Genomic DNA, 18,474 nt, shown 5'->3' on the forward strand with positions numbered 1-18,474 from the left:
TGCCGATATCGACACCGACGACGGCAAGGTCTTCGAGGCTTCCTGTCTTCTTTGCACACATGGCTACTTCTCCTTGTTGCACGGTTGATCCCTCTTCAGGGTAACCCAACTGTGGGGAAGCAGCCGACACATCCCTTTAGCGGGTCTCGGGACGATCGGCGGCCTGAACGCTCGCCGGGCGGCATCAGTGGTCAGGCGGGCGTCAGGGTAATGACGCGATCGCTGCTCGCATGCAGCAGCGAAGTATCGTGGCTGACGATAACGATGGCCATTTCGTGCTCTGCGGCAATGGCAGTCATCAGAGCGATGGTCTCCTTTTGCGTGACTGGGTCAAGCCGAGAAGTCGGCTCATCTGCAAACAGTAGCACCGGGTCAAGCAACAACGCGCGCAATAGGGCGATCCGCTGCAACTCGCCGCCTGACACCGCCGAGGGAAGTCGATCCAGCAAGTCGGCCGACAGCTTGAGCCGGTTCAGCAGCGGGGCGATGCGGCTGCGGTCAATTGCATGCCGCAAGATAAGATCATTCAGCCCGGTCCCCAGCGTAATGCGGGCTGGAAAAGCGGCGGGAGGGTCTTGCCACAGCTTTTGGAAGCCCAGCTTGGGAACCTCTGGTCCGCGCAACAGACTGCCCTGATGCGGCATCAGACCCAGAAGTGCATCACCAAGACTGGATTTTCCGCAGCCAGACGGTCCGGAAACTCCCAGAATCTGCCCGCGCGACAGGCTGAAGTCGACCGGCCTGAACAGGGGCACTCCAGCGCGCGCTACGGTCAGGCCCTTGGCCTCCAGCAGGGCTGGACCCTTGGGCGCGGGGGCGCGACGCGGCCACCGACCGGGATCAGACGCGATCAGCACCCGTGTGTAGGGATGTTCAGGAGCGCCCAGAATTTGGGCAGCGGGCCCACGCTCGACAACCGTGCCACCTTGCATCACAAGGATCTCGCCGCCCAGACCAGCGGCCAGCGCCAAATCATGTGTGATGGTCAAAAGCCCGCCCGCTTGCAAGCCGTGCCGCAGCAGCGCCAGCACAGCATCGCGTCGGTCGGCATCCAGTCCCTTCGTCGGCTCGTCGGCGACGGTGATCGCGGCACCCCCGGCGCGCGCGGCGGCAAAGGCCAGTCGCTGCGCCATGCCGCCCGACAGTTGCCATGGAAAGCGACGCTCTGCATGTTCCAACCCGAGGGTTGCCAGATCGCTGCGGGCGCGGGCCTGGGGGTTGGTGTCTGCCGCAACCAGATCATGGACTTCTGCCACCTGCTCCAGGCCGCGCATCAAGGGATCAAGCGCCAGCCATGGCTCTTGCGGCAAAACAGCAATGCGACGCCCCCATAACGCACGGTTTCCTTGCGGTTGACTGGGGTCGAAGGCATCCAACCCGACACGCAACTGCCCCGACGCCACCAGCCCTTTGGGCAGCGTGCCAAGGATCGCCTGCGCCAATAGGCTTTTGCCCGAACCGCTTTCGCCCAGCACCGTGACGGCTTGCCCCATCGGTAGGGTGATCGAGACCGGATCGACCAGACAGTCAGCCCCGGCGTTAACAGTGATGTCTGTTGCGATCAGCAATGTCATTTGCGGGCTCCGGCAATCAGGTTCAGCGCCAGCAGCAGGGTGAAACAGGCCAGCACGGGCTGCAGCAGTGCAAAGGGGGCCTCGCGCCAGCTGGGCAGCAATTCGACCATCATCAGACCAAGCTCGGGCGTGGGTGCGCGCATGCCCACGCTCACAAAGCCAAGGGCGGCAATCGCCGCGATGGAATTGGCGACGCCAAAGGCTATGGTGGTGCGCAGCATCGGGCCGATTTCGGGCCACAGGATGCGGCGAAAGATCCAGATCGGGCCAAAGCCCTGAAGGGTTGCCGCAACGGCTGCCGGGCTTGCCAGATGGCTACGCGCGGCGCTACGAGTCAGGCGGAAGAACTCGATCCACTGCACGGCCGCAAGCCCCGCCCAGAAGGCCAGTGGGGTAGAAGACAGGATAACCCCCATCATCAGCACCATCAACAGCGCGGGCAGTGCCAGCATGCTGTCAGCGAGGAGCGACAGTGCCCGGTCGATCCAGCCCGCCCGCCAACTTGCCAGCGCGCCAAACGCTATCCCGATAGCCGCAGCCGTGGCCGTAGCAGCGAACGCCAAAAGCAGGGACAGTCGCAGCGCATGCGCCAGCCGTGAAAACATCGACCGGCCCAGATGATCATAGCCGAAAGGGGCCGCCGCCTCTGCGCCTGACAGCGCCTTTGTCAGGGATTGCCTGAACGGTCCCAACGGATCGCCCAGCGGAGCCAGCAAGGCAAAGCAGATCAGGGCTACGAGCAGGCCCCAGCCAAGACGCGAGGCGGTCATGCCTGCACCTCGCGCGGATCTATATGGCGGACGATCAGATCAACCACCGCGTTCAGCAGCACAAACCCCAAGCCCATAACCAAGGCCGTGCCCTGTACCATTGGCACATCGCGGTGAAATACCGCGTGGATCAGCGCATGACCGATGCCCGGCCAGCCAAAGATCGTTTCCACCACCACCACACCTTCGGCCAGCATCACAAATTGCAGCCCCAGATAGGTGACCAGCGGTGCTGCAATGTTGCGCAGGCCGTGGCGGCGCAGGATTTGGGCCTCGGTCAGACCCTTGGCACGGGCAAAGGCGTAGTGCGGGCTGGCGGCCACTGCCGCCATCGCATCCCGTGCGATACGGGCTGAGGCGGCGGCAAGCCCCAAGGCCAGTGTCAGCGCGGGCAAAACGAAATGCGCGAGACTGCCGTGGCCTGCAGCAGGCAACAGGCGCAACTGCACCGCCAGTACTACGATCAGCACCAGACCCAGCAGAAACTGCGGCACGGCCCGGAATCCGGCTGCCACCACCAGCAGCACCCGGTCAAACCACCCGCCTGGATGCAAACCCGCGAAGATTCCCAAAGGCGGCCCGATCAGCATGGACAGCCCCATCGCCGCAGCCGCCAGTTGCAGGCTTGCCCCCAACTGGTGTGCGATTTCCTGCCAGACCGGTTGGCCGGAAACCAGCGACCGGCCCATATCAAGCTGCGCCAGATCGCCCATCCAGCGCAGGAACTGCGCGAACGGCCCCGCCTCCAGCCTCAGTTCGGCGCGCACGGCATCGGCCAGATCGGCGCTGACGAGATCATAGCCATAGCGCGCGGCGGCAATGCGGTAGGCCATGTCACCCGGCATGGCCTGCATCATCAGAAAGGACATCACTCCGACAACCAAAGCCACGCCTCCCGCCTGTATCAGACGGAAGGACAGGGCACGAAGCACTGTGTTCACTCGGCAAACTCCGCCGATTTCAGGCCAAAGGTGCGCTCGTAAGGGTCAATTACAATTCCTTTGACCGTATTCGAGATCGCCGCCGTCTGCTGATACCAGGCGATGGGAAGGATCGGCATTTCGGCATGCAGCGTCGCGGCCAGCGCGCCTTTGTCGGCATCGCTGCCGCCCTCAGCCGCCATTTTCCGGACTGTTGCCGTGAACTCTGTATTGTCCCAACCCATGGCTCCCCAGTCGCCCGTTGGTGCATAATCCTGCATCAGGGTGCCGACGGGATCAGGCACCAGCCCGAAATTCCGTGCAAGCAGAGCAAGTTGAAGCGTACCCGCTGCATGTTTTGCCGGAATCTCCGACGAGTTTGTTGAGTTAATCGTCACTGCGATGCCAACCTCGCGGAAGAACTGCTCCAGAACGGCGGCGGTCAGCGGCAGTTCGGGCCGGTCCGGGTAGGTCAGTAGTTCCACCTCAAAGCGCTGGCCATCCTGTTCCAGAATACCATCCACACCGGGCAGCCAACCTGATGCTGCAAAGGCGGCCTTGGCGGCTTCGATGTCATAGACCAGAGGGGGCAGAGCTGCATCATGCCAGCCTCCAAGCGCAGGCGGGAACATCTGGCTGGCTGCGGCCGGATAGCGCAGCACCGCCTGCGCCAATCCCGCGCGGTCAATGGCCAAGGAAAGCGCCTGTCGTTCCGCCACCGTATCAAAAAAGGGCGACCCCGTGTTCATCTTCAACAACAGGACGCGCGGCATCGAGACCGCTTGCACCGTCAGCCCCTCTACCGCCTGCAACCGTGTGACCGACGCCGGGTCAAGGTTGACCACCAGCTCGGCATCGCCGGATTCCGCCATCAGCGCACGAGTCTCGGCACGGGTTACGCTGGTGTAGCGAACGGCCGGGATCTTGGCCGGTCCGCCCCAATAGGCGTCAAAGCGTCCGGCCTCCAAAGTCATCGGCGGCTCCAGGCGTGTCACCTTGAAGGCGCCGGTCCCGATCACAGCCGTCACGCTGCCGTCGGCGGCATAGGCGGCAGGGGCCAGAATTCCGGTGCGGTATTCGGCCAGAAAGGCAGGCAGGGCGGCAAAAGGCTCGGTCAAGGTGATGACAACCTCCTCGGCTTCGGCGGTGATGCCAGAGATCGGGGCTCTGACCAGGATGCCTTCCTTGGTTCTTGACCAGTTCAGGGCCATCGCAGCCGCGTCGGCGGTCAGGACAGAGCCATCGTGGAACTGCACGCCCTGCCGGATATTGAACCGCCAAACCAGCTTGTTATCCGACACCGTCCAGACGTCCGAAAGACCGGGCAACAGGCCACCGTTTGCATCCGCGTTCACCAGCGTTTCCATCACGTCCATTTTCAGGAAGATGTCGCCCGACAGCACCGGATCCGGCGACTTGATCTCGAACGGTGCGGCCACATCCAGCGCAGCAGTGTCGCCAAGAGCAACACCCGGAGTCAGCGCCGCAGACAAAAGTAGCAAGGCAAGAGAACGACGCATCTGAATCTCCGTTATGTTATAAAGTAACTTTTTTAGTTGAAGTGTGATCGGGCTACAAGTGCGTATGATCGTTAGCGTGGAACATGGTGACTGTTTGGTATCCTTATTGGTGCGACGGCCGCGAGCTTGGCATCTACCTTGACCAGCCAGACAGCTCGGCAGGTCGGTCAAACGATTGATGTCGACCAAGGGCGTGTCGCAGAGAGCGTAGGGGGCATCAACGTCTGAACCGTGAAGGTGCCGCTCACGCCCGCGCCTCGCGCAGGGTCTTGGGGCTGTTGCCTTTCGCCCAAGGCGACCCGATACCCATGCTCTTTATCAACCTCGCGACCGTGCGGCGGGCGACGTCAAAGTCCTCACGAAATCGCACGCTCACCATAGGCCTGGCAGTTCGCATTCCGATGCGCGCCAATGAACGACACCATCACTTCGACCGGCGCTCGAGTTCCGCCATCGCAAAATACGCGTTCGCCAGTGGGCTTTAACCAACGGCGCCTTCACTGGCTCGCCCTTGCGCAGGATCTCGTTTGCTTGACGCAACTCGCGGTTCTCGCGTTCCAGGGCCTGCATCTGCACGGCCATCTCGCTGGAGACGCCCGATCGTTTGCCACTACCAACCTCGGCCTTCTTTGCCCAGTCATTCAGGATCTGCGGTGCAGAGACAATCTGCGCGGCAATCGACATGACCGCCTGCCAGCACGACCCATGCTGAGCCTCATTGTCGAGGGCCAAATGGACGGCACGTTCACGCACTTCAGGGGAAAACTTGTTCGTTGTCTTGCTCATGATGCAACATCTTACTCCGGAGGTGGAGTCTCCGGCAAACCCGCATCAGTTCAGTTCCGACCGTCATTCGCTTGTCGATGGCCCATATCATTCTGCCTGTCAGGTTGGCGGAATTGACTCCGCAACCCGTGCGTCAGATCGGTCGTTTGTCCCCCATCTGCAGGCCCGCCGCCTGCGTGCTGTAAAGCGCGATCCGCTCGGTATGTTCAGCGACGCGGTCAAGCCACCGCAGCGCGTCGGTTTCTTGAAACACGTCCGCGGGGCTGATCAATCCCGCATGTTCGCGCAAGAGTGCCCCACGTCGATGCCGCAGCGCAAGGCTTCGGATGCGTGCAAGCAGGCGGGCGGCCTGACCAGCCTTGTGCGGCTTGGCTAGAGCTGCGGCAATGACCCGTGCAGGGCGGGCCAGTCGCGGACTGTTGGCCAGACGGGAGATGCGGTCATGCTCTGCGCTGCGCGCGGTCAAGCGGGTGATATGGTCGGTCAGATGCATCAGCGCGGCCATCCGGTTCAGCGGCTCTGGCCGGTCCGGGGCCAAGTGTAGCTGCGAAAGCCAGGTCTCGAGCGCCTTGCGGGCAGGCTCCACCCGGCCGGGCAGCGCGGCCAGCGGGCGCAGGTCGCGCACGCCTTGGGGTGTCAGTGCCGCCTGCAACGCCTTCCCGATGGCCTCGGTGATGGCCGTCGCCGTGCGCGCGGCGGCGTCCAGCGCGGTACCACTGTCTGCCAGAAGCTGCGGATCCAACGCAGCAGCCAGCGTGACCGGCCGGTCCGGCACCAGCCATATTACCAGCGCCGCGAAGGGCTTGGTCAATGGCAAGAACAACGCCGCACCTAACACATTCAATCCGGTGTGAAACAGGACAATTGCTGTCTGATCATCCGGCCCCGTTGCCTGATTGTGCAGCAGTGGCGCCAGCAAATCAATCAACGGAAGCGCCAAGGTTGCGACGATCAAATTGAACAACAGATTGGCCAGGGCTGCGCGCAGCATCTCGCCACTGCCGCCCAGACTGGCCAGAAGGCCAGTCAGGGTGGTGCCGATGTTCAGGCCGACCACCATCGCTGCAGCCTGCCCGAAGTTCAGCGCGCCCGACCCCAGCAGGACGAGGACCAGCGCAATCCCTGCAGATGAGCTTTGCATGATCACCACAAGGCCCAGACCAATCGCGACCATCACCAGCCGTCCGACCCATGTGTCCGCAGGGAGCCAGTCGGATGTAACAAGGTTATCAACCCCCGCCGAGGAGGCCTGCATCAGGTCCAACCCGATGAACAGCAGCGACAAGCCTGCCAGCATCCGGCCCCACCGCGCCAACGGTCCTTCGCCAAGAACTCCCATAAGCGACGCGACGAACAAGACAGGCAGCGCCACGATCCCCAACTTGAGCTTCACCCCAACGATCATGATGATCCAGCCGGTCGCTGTCGTGCCGATGTTCGCGCCATACAACACGCCCAGCGAGTGTGAAAAACTGATCAGCCCCGCGCCGACAAATCCGATGGTCATGACCGTGACGGCCGTTGAAGATTGAACAACAGCGGTGATGCCCGCCCCGGTCAGAACGCCGCGCAACGGGCTGGAGGTCATGCGCAACAACCAGCGTCGCAATCCATCCCCGGCAAGCGAACGCAGCGCCGCCGTCAGTGTCGCCATCCCGAACAGGAAAAGCCCGATTCCGCCCAGAAATCCCAGGATTCCATCTGTCATGAAACGATTCTTTCGCTGGCGATTTCTCTGTGCAATCCAAGCTCTCTCGCTATTGATATCTATATTCCGAAAGTGGCCATCCGCGTCACCTCCTCAGGCCAAGCCGGATCTGCTTTTCGATTTCGATCAGCGCGAAGAAGGCAGCGCCGATGGCCACGATCAACAGCCCGTCCATCAGCGGAACGGGCCTCGTGCCCAGCACCGCCTGAAACGGCGGCAGGTAAGTGACAGCGAATTGTGCGGCAGTGACTGCGATGACCACCGCCCAGACAACCTTTGTGCCCTTGACGGCCTCCCATGTCAGCGAAGTGCCGTGCATGTTGCGAATGAAGAACAGGTTGAATATCTCCAGCACCACCAGCATGTTCATCGCCATGGTCTGCGCCAATGCCAGCGAATAGCCTTGGCCAATCGCATAGGTGAAGATCCCGAATGTGGCTGCAAGGAACAGGGTCGCGATCAAAACAACCTGCCAGACCAGCCCACCGGAAAGGATCGGGGCATTGCGCGGGCGGGGCGGACGCGACATGGTGCCGGTCTCGGTCGGCTCGAATGCCAGCGCGAGGCCCAGCGTGATGCCGGTTATCAGGTTGATCCACAGGATCTGCACCGCGGTCACTGGCAGCGCCATGCCAGCCAGCAGGGCCAGCACCACAACCATCGACTCGCCCGCGTTGGTGGGCAGAGTCCAGCCGATGACCTTCTTCAGGTTGTCATAAACCGTCCGCCCCTCGCGCACCGCCGCAGCGATAGAGGCGAAGTTGTCATCGGCCAGCACCAGATCGGCAGCCTCTTTCGCCGCCTCCGAGCCCTTCAGGCCCATGGCAATGCCTGCATCAGCGCGCTTGAGTGCCGGCGCGTCGTTCACCCCGTCGCCTGTCATCGCCACTGACAGGCCGTGGGCCTGCAGCGCGGTCACAAGGCGAAGTTTGTGTTCTGGGCTGGTGCGCGCAAAGATATCGACATCCGTAACCTCAAGGGCCAGTTGCGCGTCATCCAGCTTGTCCAGATCGGCCCCGGTCAGCACGCGGTGCGGGTTCGCCAGGCCGATCTGTGCGGCAATGGCAGCAGCGGTTCCGGCATGGTCGCCGGTGATCATCTTGACCCGGATGCCTGCCGCCCGGCACTCGGCGACGGCCGTAATCGCCTCGGGGCGCGGCGGGTCAATCAGGCCGACAAGGCCAAGGAAGGTCAGCCCGCCCTCCAGTGCTTTCGCGTCGATGCCGTCACCTGGTTCGGCTCGTTCGGCCAGCGCCAGCACACGCAAGCCCCGCCGCGCCAACGCCTCGGCCTGGTCGTGCCAGCGATGCATGTCGATGCCGCCGCACATCCTCAGCACGCGTTCTGGCGCGCCTTTTACATGGGTCAAGCGGCCTTTCGGCCCATCGGTCAGCACCGCCATGAAGCGGTGACGGCTGTCGAAGGGGATGGCGTCCAGACGGTGCGCGGCGTAGTCGCCGCCAACCTTGCCTGCAAAGGCAAGAAGCGCGCCCTCCATCGGGTCGCCCTCGACCGTCCAGACCCCTTCCTTGCAGTGAAGGGCGGCGTCGTTGCACAATGCCGCTGCCTGGGCGAGGGCCGCCAGATCACCTGCCGGGGTGATGGCGCCTTCGGGCGCATAGCCCTCGCCTGCTATGGCAAAGCTGCCGTCTGGAGTTTCAGCCGCAGCCACCACCATTTCGTTACGGGTCAAGGTGCCGGTCTTGTCGGTGCAGATGACGGAGACCGAGCCGATGGCCTCGATCGCGGGCAGTCGGCGGACGATAGCATTGCGGCGCGCCATGGCCTGCACGCCGATGGCAAGGGTGATCGTCATCACTGCAGGCAGGCCCTCGGGGATTGCCGCGACAGCGACGCCGACCACGGCCATGAAAAGATCGGCAAAGGGCATATGGACGACGTAGTAGCCCCAGACCAGCAATAGTCCCGCCACCAGCAGGATCAGGAACGACAGCCAGCGTGCGAAGTGGTCGATCTGCGCGACCAGAGGGGTGGTCAGTTGTTCCACCCCGGCCAGAAGCCCGCCGATGCGCCCGATCTCGGTGGCCTGACCCGTTGCCACCACCAGACCGCGGGCGGTGCCTTGCGTGACCAGCGTGCCCGACCACAGCATTGACCGTCGGTCGCCAAGGGCGGCATCTGCCGCGACCGGGGTCTGGCCCTTTTCCACCGGCCCCGACTCGCCAGTCAGGATGGCCTCTTGCGCGGCCAGCCCGCGCGCTTCGATCACCCGCAGGTCGGCGGGAACCTTGTCGCCCGCCTCCAGCAAAACGATGTCGCCGGGTACAAGGTCGGCCCCATCCACCGATACCCGGTGCCCATCGCGCAACACGGCAGCGCGCGGTGCCAGCATCCCGCGGATTGCGGCCATTGCCGCCTCTGCCTTGCCTTCCTGGATAAAGCCGATGATCGCGTTCGCCAGCACCACGGCGAGGATCACGCCGGTGTCGATCCAGTGCTGCAGGGCTCCTGTCACCACAGCCGCACCGATCAGGACGTAGATCAGCACATTGTGGAACTGCCGCAGGAAGCGGACCACCGGCCCGCGCCCCTGCACTTCCGGCAAGCGGTTAGGCCCATGTTCGGCCAGCCGCCGTGCCGCCTCGGGCGCGGTCAGGCCATCAGGCGTTGCGGCAAGACCGGCAAGGCAGTCAGCTGCTGGGGTGGCGTGCGGGTTGTTTAGCTCCATCATCGCGCCGTGTAGCCGCCGTCGATGACAATCTCTGCCCCGGTGACGAACTTCGCCTCATCCGAGGCCAGCCAGACCACGGCCCAGGCGATGTCGTCGGGTTCGCCCATTGTGCCGATGGGATGCGCGGCCCCCGCTGCCGCCTTTGCCGCCTCCAGATCAGGGGCAGTGGCGCGCAGGTGATTTTCCACCATCGGCGTCCAGATGTAAGCGGGATGGATCGAGTTCACCCGGATCTGTTCTGCCGCATAGGTGATGGCGTCATTCTTGGTCATCAAACGCACGGCACCCTTGGAGGCATGATAGGGCGCGATGCCACCGATGCCGATCAGACCGGCAATAGAGGACAGGTTGATGATCGACCCCTTTCCAGCCGCGCGCAGATGCGGGATTGCGTGTTTGGTGCCAAAGAACACGCCCTTCACGTTCACCGCCTGCACAAAATCCCATTCCGCCTCGGTCACCTGATCGGTGGGCTTGGGGCTGCCGGAAATGCCCGCGTTGTTCACCAACACATGCAGGCCACCAAACCGGGCGGCTGCGGCGTCGATGGCGACTTTCACTCCGGCCTCTTGCGCCACATCAACCGGCCAGAAAGCGGCGTCATGCCCCTTGGCGGCAAGTTCGGCGGCCAGTGTCGCGCCTTCGGCCTCAAGCATGTCAAGGATGCCAACCTTGGCACCTTCCTCGGCCATCCTGATGACACAGGCGCGGCCGATGCCGACGGCACCTCCGGTCACGATGGCGGTCTTGCCTGCAAGTCGGTTCATAGCAATCGTCCTTTCGCTGTTCTGGTGATCGTCAAGGGGTCACCCCGTTGCCCGGCCCTCGGCCGCGATTTCGGGGAAGTCTCGCCGGTCCTCGGCGATGGCGCCGGACAGGAGTTCCACCGCCCGGTGGGCCGCACCCTGTAACGGCTCCAGCACCAGATCGACGCCCGCGCCGAACAGCGCCGCACCGCCTGCGGGTTGAAGTCCACGCCCAGCATCCTGATGCCGCGTTCGTGCAACCGCAGCCCGATGGCAGTGCCAAAGCGGCCTAGACCGAAGATGATGATCCTGTAGCCGCTGGGCGCATGCGCCCCCGCTTCGATCGGCTCTCGCGTCGTGTTCTTGCGCTCGAAGATGCCAAGCAACGGCTCGGAGCGCCCGTAAAGCTGATGCGAGTAGGTGATCATGTAAGTCGATGCCGCGATGGTCACGAGGCCCAGCATGGTGACAAGGCCAAGCGCATTTTCGGTCACATGCCCGATGCCCGCGGCCGTGGCCAGAAGCAGGGCCACTTCGGCAAAAGAGGTCAGTATCGGCATCAAGGCTTCCCATCGGCATCAGTACCGGTCGGTCCATTGCTGTGCTGCCGCGGTGTTGTCTGATGCAGCCGCAGGAATTCGTGCAGATCGGCATTGGCGATGCGCCAGCCCTTGCCGATATCGATTGCGCGCAACTGACCGAGTTTGATCCAGTTGCGAACGGTCGCCTCGGCCACTTTCAGGCGGTCAGCGACTTCCTTGACGGTTTGATACTGATCCAGCGGCATGGTCATCTGCTTCTCGTGGGGTTTTGTGAACAATAGCGAAAAATTGTCGCTTTTGATTGATCTGCATCATTTCACGACGCGATCCTGAGTGTTTCACTTACCTTCAGTCTCAGGATGGGAGGGCATACCGTGAAAAAGATCATGCTTGCGACCGATTTCTCGGAACGGTCCGACCGGGCGCTCAGACGCGCAGTCATCCTTGCCCGGGCGCATGATGCCGTTCTGGACATTGTGCATGTGGTCGATGACGACCGTCCGAGCCGGATCGTCGATCACGAGGTGAACGACGCCCGACAACTGCTTGGCGAACTTGCCCGCAGCCTTAAGGATCTGGACGGTGTGTCCTGCAGCACGCAGATTGTGCAGGACAGTCCTTTTGCCGGGATCGTCAGGGCGGTGGGCGAGGCACGCCCCGACCTTCTGGTCATCGGGCCACATCGCCGGCAGATATTGCGGGATGCCTTTGTCGGCACCACGGCCGAACGTACGATCCGCGCGGCATCCTGCCCGGTGCTGATGGTGAACGGCCCGCCCGTCGGCCCGTGGCGTCACGTGCTTCAAACAACGGATCTGTCCGACACTTCAGAGAAGGCCTTCAGGTGCTTCATCGGTTTGGGCCTTGGCGCAGAGGCGCGCTCATCTGTTCTGACCGTGTTCGACGCACCCGCCCTGCGTCTGGCGATGTCAGACAGTATGGGAAAGGAAGGAGAGGAAGATTATCTGAACACGCTGCGCGCTGATGCGCGCCAAGCCTTGGCCGAGTTCATGGCGCGGCTCGGGTGCGGACAGGAGGAAAAGGTTGTGCGACGTGAGGAAGCGGCCGTCGCCACCGAAATCCTCAGGGCGGCGGAAGAGTTGAAAGCAGACCTGATCGTCGTTGCGACCCAAGGCAAAGGTGCAATCGCCCGCATGGTTCTTGGCAGCGTGGCCCAACAGGTCCTGAAAGACGCGCAATGTGACGTCCTGATCATCCCGCACGAGACGGCCTGACTGGCGCAGTGCCGCCTGTAGAAATTCTACACCGCAATTGTCAAAGGAGAACCCACTGTGCTTGATCGCATTGCCTACCTCCCTCTGAATGCCCATCCTGAAACTGCTTCCGACGCTGCGATCCTGGGCGCAATCCGTTTTGCGTCCGCGCTTGGCTGCAAAGTGCATGTCTCGACTTTCGCGGTGGAGTTTCCTCCGGTTCCGTCGCCGATCGGCGGATATCTCATCAACGTCGAGGCGCTTTCACGCGCAGCGGAGGCGCGCAGTCGGGCAGAGTGCAAACGTCTGCAAGCGCTTGTCGAGACGGCTGACGGGCCAGGCATAGAGGTTTCCGTCACCAGTCATGAAGTCGTGGTGGGGGAAGCGCCGGCATCGGCCGCGACTGAGGCGCGCTATTTCGATCTGTCATTGGTGCTTTGGTCTGCCGAGCCGGTGGCGATACAGGATATGGCACAAGCCCTGATCTTTGGTTCCGGTCTTCCCGTGATTCTTGTTCCCCCGACCGTTGCGGCAGCAACCGTCGATCACATCGCCATTGCCTGGGATGAAAGCCGCGTTGCGGCGCGCGCGCTTGGCGATGCATTGCGGATTCTTCGGCCAAGGGGAAAAGTCTCGGTCCTGACGGTGCAAGATGAAAAGGCCCTGAACGGGACCGGACTTGCGCAGACGCTTGCATCGGCCCTTGTTCTGCGAGGCTACGATGCAAGAGCTGTCAACCTGACGCTGGACGGCAAAAGCATTGCAATGGCCCTGCAGGATGCGGCGCTTGTCGAAGGCGCGCAGATTCTGGCAATGGGCGGCTTCGGCCATTCTCGGATCCGCGACTTCATCCTTGGCGGAGCAACGAAGGGCGTTTTGGGCGATCTGAGGATGCCTGTTCTACTCGCGCACTGATCGTCACGTTTTGCCCATACCGATGTTACCCATACCGATGGCCATCAAGACGAAGTAGAATGCCCGGCATCCGCGCCGCCAAAGTGGGTGCTGCGGCTGGCCAGAAACTTGCGCTGTCATGCAGGGTCGTATCCGTGGTTGATGATGATTTGCCGGGCAAGCGAGGCACAAGGTCTGGCGCGCGCAGGTGATCCTCACCACGCGATTTCCGATCAGGCCGGGGCCCACAATACCACCTTGCTTGTCTGCGTCCTGACTGGGGGCAGTCCCGAGAATGGCATGGGCCGGCGGACAGGAAAAGAGCGTCGTGCCAGGGCCGCCACACCCGATCCGGCGGTCACGCCACGCGAAATCGAGATCGCTGGCGGCAGAAGGCGCTGGACCATGGCCCGGATGGCTGCCGGAAGACCGGACCTTGTCGCCGGGGGCGTTCCCGCAGCGGGCTTTTTTCCAACCGGCGGCAGACAGCGGTGCTGAGAAACTCAGGATGGTATGCATCAATGGCTTCCTTTCAGACATGTTGCGAATTCCGTCCGACCGTTTGCAGCCTATGGAATCCGTTGGTGTCGCTCAGGTCGGTGGAGTCGATGCCTCATGTGCCTTGCTGTCCGGGTAATCGGATCGACCGCTGATGGCCACGCCATCCGCGACAAGATCGCTGGGATGAAGGATAACCTGATCCCCAGCCATGACCCCGGACAGGACCTGCGCAAAGCTCTCATTGCGTTCGCCCAGGGTGATGATCCGCAATCGCGCCCGCCCGTCCTGCACGGCGTAGGTTGCCCAGTCTGATCCGTCGCGGAACAGGGCGCCAACCGGGATCGACAGCACACCGTCGCCTTTCCAAAGGTTGATATGGGCGATGACGCGGAACCCGTGGCCCAAGAGCTGCCAATCCGCCGGATTGCCGTGCAGGGTCAGGATCACCCTTACCCGCTGCTCGTCAATGCCAAGCGCCGAAACCTTGGTTCTGGCCGAAGGTTCGATTCGCTCGACCCGCGCAGCGATAGGCGCGCCGCCCCAGCCGGTGATCTGCGCCTCGGCCCCTTCGCGCACCCGCACGACATCGCGCGACAACACGTCCACCGCGATTTCAAGGTTGCCGGGATTGCCGATTTCCATGATCGGGGTGCCAGGCTGCACCACCTGTTCACTTTCGCTCACGACGCGCAACACCCGCCCGGAAACCGGGGCAATGATATCGATGCAGGTCGTATCAGCGCAGTATGGATCGCCGGTACCAAGCACCGCTTCGGCGCTTTCCAGTTCGCGACTGCGCACCGCAAGATTGGCCTTTGCGCTGTCCAGAGCAGCCTGGGCGGTTTTCTGTTCCAGAATGGCGGCGTCCAGCACCCGCTGCGAGATGGCCGACCTCTCGAAAAGCGCGCGTGACCGGGCTGCCTCGGCGGTCTTGAATTCCAGCGCGGCCTCTGCTTGTGCCAGCTGTGCCGCCGCAAGATCGACCGCGGATTTTGCCGCCGATCTGGTCGCCTCGGCAACGCCGCGAGCGCGGGCATCCAGCAGCGCCGGGGCCGTCGGGCCGATCACCGCCACCACGGTTTCCTCTGCCAGCACCGGGTCGCCCGCGTGCAGATCAATCCGTCGCAGCTTGCCACCGATCGTGGCCGAGATGGTGAACACCTCGCGGATGCGCGCCTCGCCTTGCTCGGTGACTGCCACCTCGATGGTGCGTGGCGCGATATCGACCAATTCGACCTCGACCGGCCGGGGTAGGAAGGCCCAGATGATCCCTGCAAGCAGGGCCAGAACAACAACTGCAAGGATCAGGTGGCGCATGGCTTATTCCCTTGTTTTCAGAACCTCGACCAAGTCGAGGGTGTTGATGCGCCCCCGGATCGCCCACGCCGAGGCCAAAGCGGCGGCACAGACGACCACACTGGATGTCACATAGACATCGGGCCCGATCACGAACGGCACGCGGTAAAGATCGGACGAAAACGCCTGCACCATGCCAAAGGCGATGGCATAGCCGAACAGCCAGCCAAAAGGTTGCGCCAGCAGCACGACCGTTGCCAGTTCGCCAAAGAGAATGCCGGAGACCTCGGCCCGGGTGAAGCCCAGAACCCGCAGGCTAGCAAGTTCGCGCCCCTGTTCGGACAGCGCGATGCGGGCAAAGTTGTAGACGACCCCAACGGCAATGATTGCCGCAAGACCGACATAGACGGTAATCATGACGGTGATGTTCTCCGCCAGCGTTTCCTTGAAGCGCGCCACGGTCAGGGCTGTGACCGCCACGAAGCCGGTCTTGGGGGTGGCCTTCGCGGCGGCGTAAAAGGCATCTTTCCGGGCTTCGTCGATCTGCAGGGCAGCACCCGAAATCAACGCTCCTTCGCCCATCGCCCGGTTCAGCGCAGTGAGGTCCATAGCCACCCCAAGACCCACATAGCCCAGCGACAGTCCGCTGACCGGCAAGGTGACCGTGCGGCGCGCGCCTTCCAGAAATTCGACTGTCACGCGGTCACCGGGGCGAACGGCCAAGGCTTCGGCCAGCGCTTCGGACAGGATCAGCCCGGCCTCTGGCATCGCCATCGGGCGCAGATCAGGGGCCAGCACGCGTGACAGGGTGGGCGTTTCTGGCTTGCCCATGATTGACAACTTGCGCGAGAGGGCGCGGTGGCTGATCCGGGCGGCCACCGCGCGGAACGGCTCTGCCGCCAGAACGCCCGGCATCTGGCGAGCGGCAAACAGCGCGCGCGCTGGTTCGGGCGCGCCAAACGCCACCAGCGCATCATGCCGTTCAGCACGGGCGAAGGTGACGTCGATCATGTGGTTGATCGACCCGAAGGACCACAGTGAGGCCACAAGGATCGCCACAGCCATGGCAACGCCAAAAGTGCCGGATGCGGTCCGCAGCGGCCAGCGGAACAGGTGCCGCGTCACCATCACACCGGTCTGGCGAAGGGCGAACAGCCGATGAAAGGCCCCCATCCGGGCCCGGTAGTCGGCGGGTGCGGGCGGCGACATCGCCACGGCGGGTGGCAAGGCCACGGCAACGCGCACGGCCAACAGTGCGCCCGCTACGGCTGCGGCCACAGTAACAGCGGCAGCCAGCCCATAGATCTGCGGATCGCGCGTGAAGATCAGGAAAGGGAAAGAAAAGAAGCGGGCGTAAATCTGCGCCATGCCAACCCCCAGCCAGACTCCCGCCGCCACGCCCATCACAATGCCCAGCAGCGCGATTGCCACCACGAATTCGACGTAATGCAGCGCGATGGCCCGCGACGAATAGCCGATGGCCTTCAGTAGCCCGATCTGCTCGCGTTCCAACGCGATGAGACGTGACAGAGTGATGTTGACCAGCATCGCCGCGACCAGAAGGAAGATCGGCGGCAGCACCTTGACCATCGCGCTCAGCTGCTTCAACTCGGCATCCAGAAACGCGTGCGAGATTTGCTCCTCGCGCGCCACCGCACCGGCCCCGCCGTAGGGTGCGGTCAGCCGGTCAAGCGCCTCGATCGTGCGATCAACGGACGCGCCGGGTGCCAGTTTCAGAACCACATTGGAAAAGGCCCCGGTAAGATCAAAGGCCGCTTCCAGCGCCGGGCGCGGTAGCCACGCTATGCCGAAACGGCGCGGATCGGGCATCATCTCGCCCGGCCCCAGCGCATAGATGAACTCGGGCGACAGGGCGAGTCCGGTCACCACCAGTTCACGTCGCTTGCCGTTCATCAGAACCGTCAGCGACGCGCCCGGCCGCAGCCGGTGGGCTACTGCAAACCCCTCTGACACCACCACCTCACGGGCCGATTGCGGATCGGGCAACCGACCTTGCCGCAGATGCAACAGATTCAACCCGCGGTCGGCGTCTGCGGGCAGAGAGACCAACATCATCGTGCCCGGCTCTGCCATGGTCGGCATGTCAAGCAGCGCCAGCTTCACGATCCGGGCCTCGGCGGCAAGCACGTTGTCGACCTCGCGGATATCGCCCAGCAAGGCGCGCGGTGCCCGCGTCACATCGGCAAAGACATCGGCAAATCGGTAGTCATCATAGTAGCGCGCCCGCGTTTCCTGCAGCGAAGCATATGCCCCGTTTCCAAGGATCAGCGTCGCCACCCCGGCCGCCAGTACCAGCGCAATCGCCAGCACCTGCGCCCAAAGACGGCGCAGATCGCGCAAGACCTTGCGGCGCAGGGGCGAGATCACCATGAGACCTCCGCCGGGCTTTTCTTGGTGGCGTTGATGGTCTCCTCGACAATCCGCCCGTCAGCAAAGCGCAACACGCGGTCGGCAATTTCCCGGATCGCCGCATTGTGGGTGATGACCAGCGTGGTCGCACCCACGCTGCGATTCACTTCGGCCAGCGCCTCAAGCACCTTGATGCCAGTGGCTGAGTCCAGCGCACCGGTCGGCTCGTCGCACAGCAATACCTCAGGATTCTTGGCGATGGCGCGGGCAATCGCCACCCGCTGCTGCTCGCCGCCTGACAACTGCGCGGGGAAATGGTCGCGGCGGTCTGTCAGGCCGACGAGGGCCAGGGCATCGTCGGGTGACATCGGGCGGCGGGCGATTTCGGTTACCAGTTCTACGTTCTCGCGCGCGGTCAGGCTGGGCACCAAATTGTAGAACTGGAAGACAAAGCCCACGTGATCCCGGCGGTATTGCGTCAGCCCGCGCTCATCCAGGGCGGTCAACGGATGGTCTTTGAACCACGCCTCGCCCGCCGTTGCCGTATCAAGCCCGCCGACAATGTTGAGAAAGGTCGATTTGCCCGACCCCGACGGGCCAAGGATTACAATGAACTCGCCCCGCGCCGCACGAAAATCCACCCCGCGCAGAGCATGCACCTCCTGCGCGCCGCTGCGATAGACTTTGGTCAGGCCTTTGGTTCGAAAGATGATCTCGGGCATGGCCATCCTCCTGCGCTGTTTTGGTTCGCGAAAGTCCTAGCGGGTCTTGTCGGCAGATGGAGGTTTGCGTCCTTCCTGGCCTTTGCGAAACGGGGTGATTGTGTCTGATGGGCCGAGGCATTCCCGGATCGCGGTCAGATCAAGGGTTTCGTCGGCCTCGAGCCGGGTGACGAGCTGTCCGATCTGGTCGCGGTGCGCTTCGATGATCTGCGTCGCTTG

Annotated in this window: 15 protein-coding genes and 1 pseudogene; 2 read left to right on the top strand and 14 right to left on the bottom strand. The window is 63.1% G+C overall.

Annotation, left to right across the window (positions count from 1 at the left end; all coding sequences use genetic code 11):
• Positions 1-191 precede the first annotated feature (191 nt).
• From Q8K08_RS04360 to Q8K08_RS04405, 10 genes and pseudogenes are all read right to left on the bottom strand, one after another.
• Positions 192-1,574 (bottom strand): ABC transporter ATP-binding protein, encoded by a 1,383-nt coding sequence (locus Q8K08_RS04360; protein WP_305249305.1) that lies wholly within the window; start codon positions 1,572-1,574, stop codon positions 192-194.
• The gene (locus Q8K08_RS04365; protein WP_304797980.1) at positions 1,571-2,344 is read right to left on the bottom strand and encodes an ABC transporter permease; all 774 of its coding nucleotides are present in this window, start codon (positions 2,342-2,344) and stop codon (positions 1,571-1,573) included. Before Q8K08_RS04365 ends, Q8K08_RS04360 begins: the two co-directional genes overlap by 4 nt.
• A complete protein-coding gene (locus tag Q8K08_RS04370; protein WP_305249306.1) occupies positions 2,341-3,285 on the bottom strand; it encodes an ABC transporter permease in 945 nt (314 codons plus the stop codon). Before Q8K08_RS04370 ends, Q8K08_RS04365 begins: the two co-directional genes overlap by 4 nt.
• A complete protein-coding gene (locus Q8K08_RS04375; RefSeq protein ID WP_305249307.1) occupies positions 3,282-4,784 on the bottom strand; it encodes an ABC transporter substrate-binding protein in 1,503 nt (500 codons plus the stop codon). The genes Q8K08_RS04370 and Q8K08_RS04375 overlap by 4 nt, the downstream gene beginning before the upstream one ends.
• A 395-nt stretch (positions 4,785-5,179) precedes the next feature.
• Positions 5,180-5,570, bottom strand: a pseudogene (locus Q8K08_RS04380) (transposase); the annotation flags it as partial.
• A gap of 133 nt (positions 5,571-5,703) precedes the next feature.
• Positions 5,704-7,278, bottom strand: coding sequence for a Na/Pi cotransporter family protein (locus Q8K08_RS04385; RefSeq protein ID WP_304803654.1), 1,575 nt, complete (start codon positions 7,276-7,278; stop codon positions 5,704-5,706).
• 85 nt (positions 7,279-7,363) lie between these two features.
• Positions 7,364-9,967 (bottom strand): cation-transporting P-type ATPase, encoded by a 2,604-nt coding sequence (locus Q8K08_RS04390; RefSeq protein WP_305249311.1) that lies wholly within the window; start codon positions 9,965-9,967, stop codon positions 7,364-7,366.
• Positions 9,967-10,737 carry an SDR family NAD(P)-dependent oxidoreductase gene (locus tag Q8K08_RS04395; RefSeq protein ID WP_304803652.1) on the bottom strand — a complete coding sequence of 257 codons (771 nt, stop codon included), beginning with the start codon at positions 10,735-10,737 and terminating at the stop codon, positions 9,967-9,969. The genes Q8K08_RS04390 and Q8K08_RS04395 overlap by 1 nt, the downstream gene beginning before the upstream one ends.
• Positions 10,734-11,276: a hypothetical protein gene (locus Q8K08_RS04400; RefSeq protein ID WP_304803650.1), complete on the bottom strand. Its 543-nt coding sequence runs from the start codon at positions 11,274-11,276 to the stop codon at positions 10,734-10,736. Before Q8K08_RS04400 ends, Q8K08_RS04395 begins: the two co-directional genes overlap by 4 nt.
• Complete coding sequence (locus Q8K08_RS04405; protein ID WP_304803648.1) at positions 11,276-11,509, bottom strand: helix-turn-helix domain-containing protein; 234 nt, start codon at positions 11,507-11,509, stop codon at positions 11,276-11,278. The genes Q8K08_RS04400 and Q8K08_RS04405 overlap by 1 nt, the downstream gene beginning before the upstream one ends.
• 123 nt (positions 11,510-11,632) lie before the next feature.
• Here Q8K08_RS04405 and Q8K08_RS04410 point away from each other — a divergent pair, with 123 nt between their 5' ends.
• Both Q8K08_RS04410 and Q8K08_RS04415 read left to right on the top strand, forming a co-directional pair.
• Positions 11,633-12,493 (top strand): universal stress protein, encoded by an 861-nt coding sequence (locus Q8K08_RS04410; RefSeq protein WP_304803646.1) that lies wholly within the window; start codon positions 11,633-11,635, stop codon positions 12,491-12,493.
• Between the two features lie 57 nt (positions 12,494-12,550).
• Entirely contained in the window at positions 12,551-13,387 is an 837-nt protein-coding gene (locus tag Q8K08_RS04415; protein ID WP_304803644.1) for a universal stress protein, read from the top strand.
• 570 nt (positions 13,388-13,957) lie between these two features.
• Here the strand turns inward: Q8K08_RS04415 and Q8K08_RS04420 are convergent.
• The 4 genes from Q8K08_RS04420 to Q8K08_RS04435 all read right to left on the bottom strand — a co-directional run.
• Positions 13,958-15,184, bottom strand: coding sequence for an efflux RND transporter periplasmic adaptor subunit (locus Q8K08_RS04420; RefSeq protein WP_305249308.1), 1,227 nt, complete (start codon positions 15,182-15,184; stop codon positions 13,958-13,960).
• Positions 15,185-15,187: 3 nt separating this feature from the next.
• Positions 15,188-17,554 carry an ABC transporter permease gene (locus tag Q8K08_RS04425; RefSeq protein WP_304797267.1) on the bottom strand — a complete coding sequence of 789 codons (2,367 nt, stop codon included), beginning with the start codon at positions 17,552-17,554 and terminating at the stop codon, positions 15,188-15,190.
• Positions 17,548-18,255, bottom strand: coding sequence for an ABC transporter ATP-binding protein (locus tag Q8K08_RS04430; protein ID WP_305249309.1), 708 nt, complete (start codon positions 18,253-18,255; stop codon positions 17,548-17,550). The genes Q8K08_RS04425 and Q8K08_RS04430 overlap by 7 nt, the downstream gene beginning before the upstream one ends.
• 36 nt (positions 18,256-18,291) lie before the next feature.
• The coding region (locus tag Q8K08_RS04435) for a hypothetical protein (RefSeq protein WP_305249310.1) at positions 18,292-18,474 on the bottom strand (183 nt) is incomplete at its 5' end.

Source organism: Pseudotabrizicola sp. (assembly GCF_030684215.1).
In the GTDB taxonomy this organism is placed as follows: Bacteria; Pseudomonadota; Alphaproteobacteria; order Rhodobacterales; family Rhodobacteraceae; genus Pseudotabrizicola.

What these genes read in the sequence shown, in the direction of transcription:
- Q8K08_RS04425 (WP_304797267.1), bottom strand. Translation starts at nt 17,554, where the DNA reads ATGGTGATCTCGCCCCTGCGCCGCAAGGTCTTGCGCGATCTGCGCCGT.
- Q8K08_RS04400 (WP_304803650.1), bottom strand. Translation starts at nt 11,276, where the DNA reads ATGCCGATACTGACCTCTTTTGCCGAAGTGGCCCTGCTTCTGGCCACG.
- Q8K08_RS04375 (WP_305249307.1), bottom strand. Translation starts at nt 4,784, where the DNA reads ATGCGTCGTTCTCTTGCCTTGCTACTTTTGTCTGCGGCGCTGACTCCG.
- Q8K08_RS04405 (WP_304803648.1), bottom strand. Translation starts at nt 11,509, where the DNA reads ATGACCATGCCGCTGGATCAGTATCAAACCGTCAAGGAAGTCGCTGAC.
- Q8K08_RS04385 (WP_304803654.1), bottom strand. Translation starts at nt 7,278, where the DNA reads ATGACAGATGGAATCCTGGGATTTCTGGGCGGAATCGGGCTTTTCCTG.
- Q8K08_RS04430 (WP_305249309.1), bottom strand. Translation starts at nt 18,255, where the DNA reads ATGCCCGAGATCATCTTTCGAACCAAAGGCCTGACCAAAGTCTATCGC.
- Q8K08_RS04420 (WP_305249308.1), bottom strand. Translation starts at nt 15,184, where the DNA reads ATGCGCCACCTGATCCTTGCAGTTGTTGTTCTGGCCCTGCTTGCAGGG.
- Q8K08_RS04390 (WP_305249311.1), bottom strand. Translation starts at nt 9,967, where the DNA reads ATGGAGCTAAACAACCCGCACGCCACCCCAGCAGCTGACTGCCTTGCC.
- Q8K08_RS04360 (WP_305249305.1), bottom strand. Translation starts at nt 1,574, where the DNA reads ATGACATTGCTGATCGCAACAGACATCACTGTTAACGCCGGGGCTGAC.
- Q8K08_RS04395 (WP_304803652.1), bottom strand. Translation starts at nt 10,737, where the DNA reads ATGAACCGACTTGCAGGCAAGACCGCCATCGTGACCGGAGGTGCCGTC.
- Q8K08_RS04365 (WP_304797980.1), bottom strand. Translation starts at nt 2,344, where the DNA reads ATGACCGCCTCGCGTCTTGGCTGGGGCCTGCTCGTAGCCCTGATCTGC.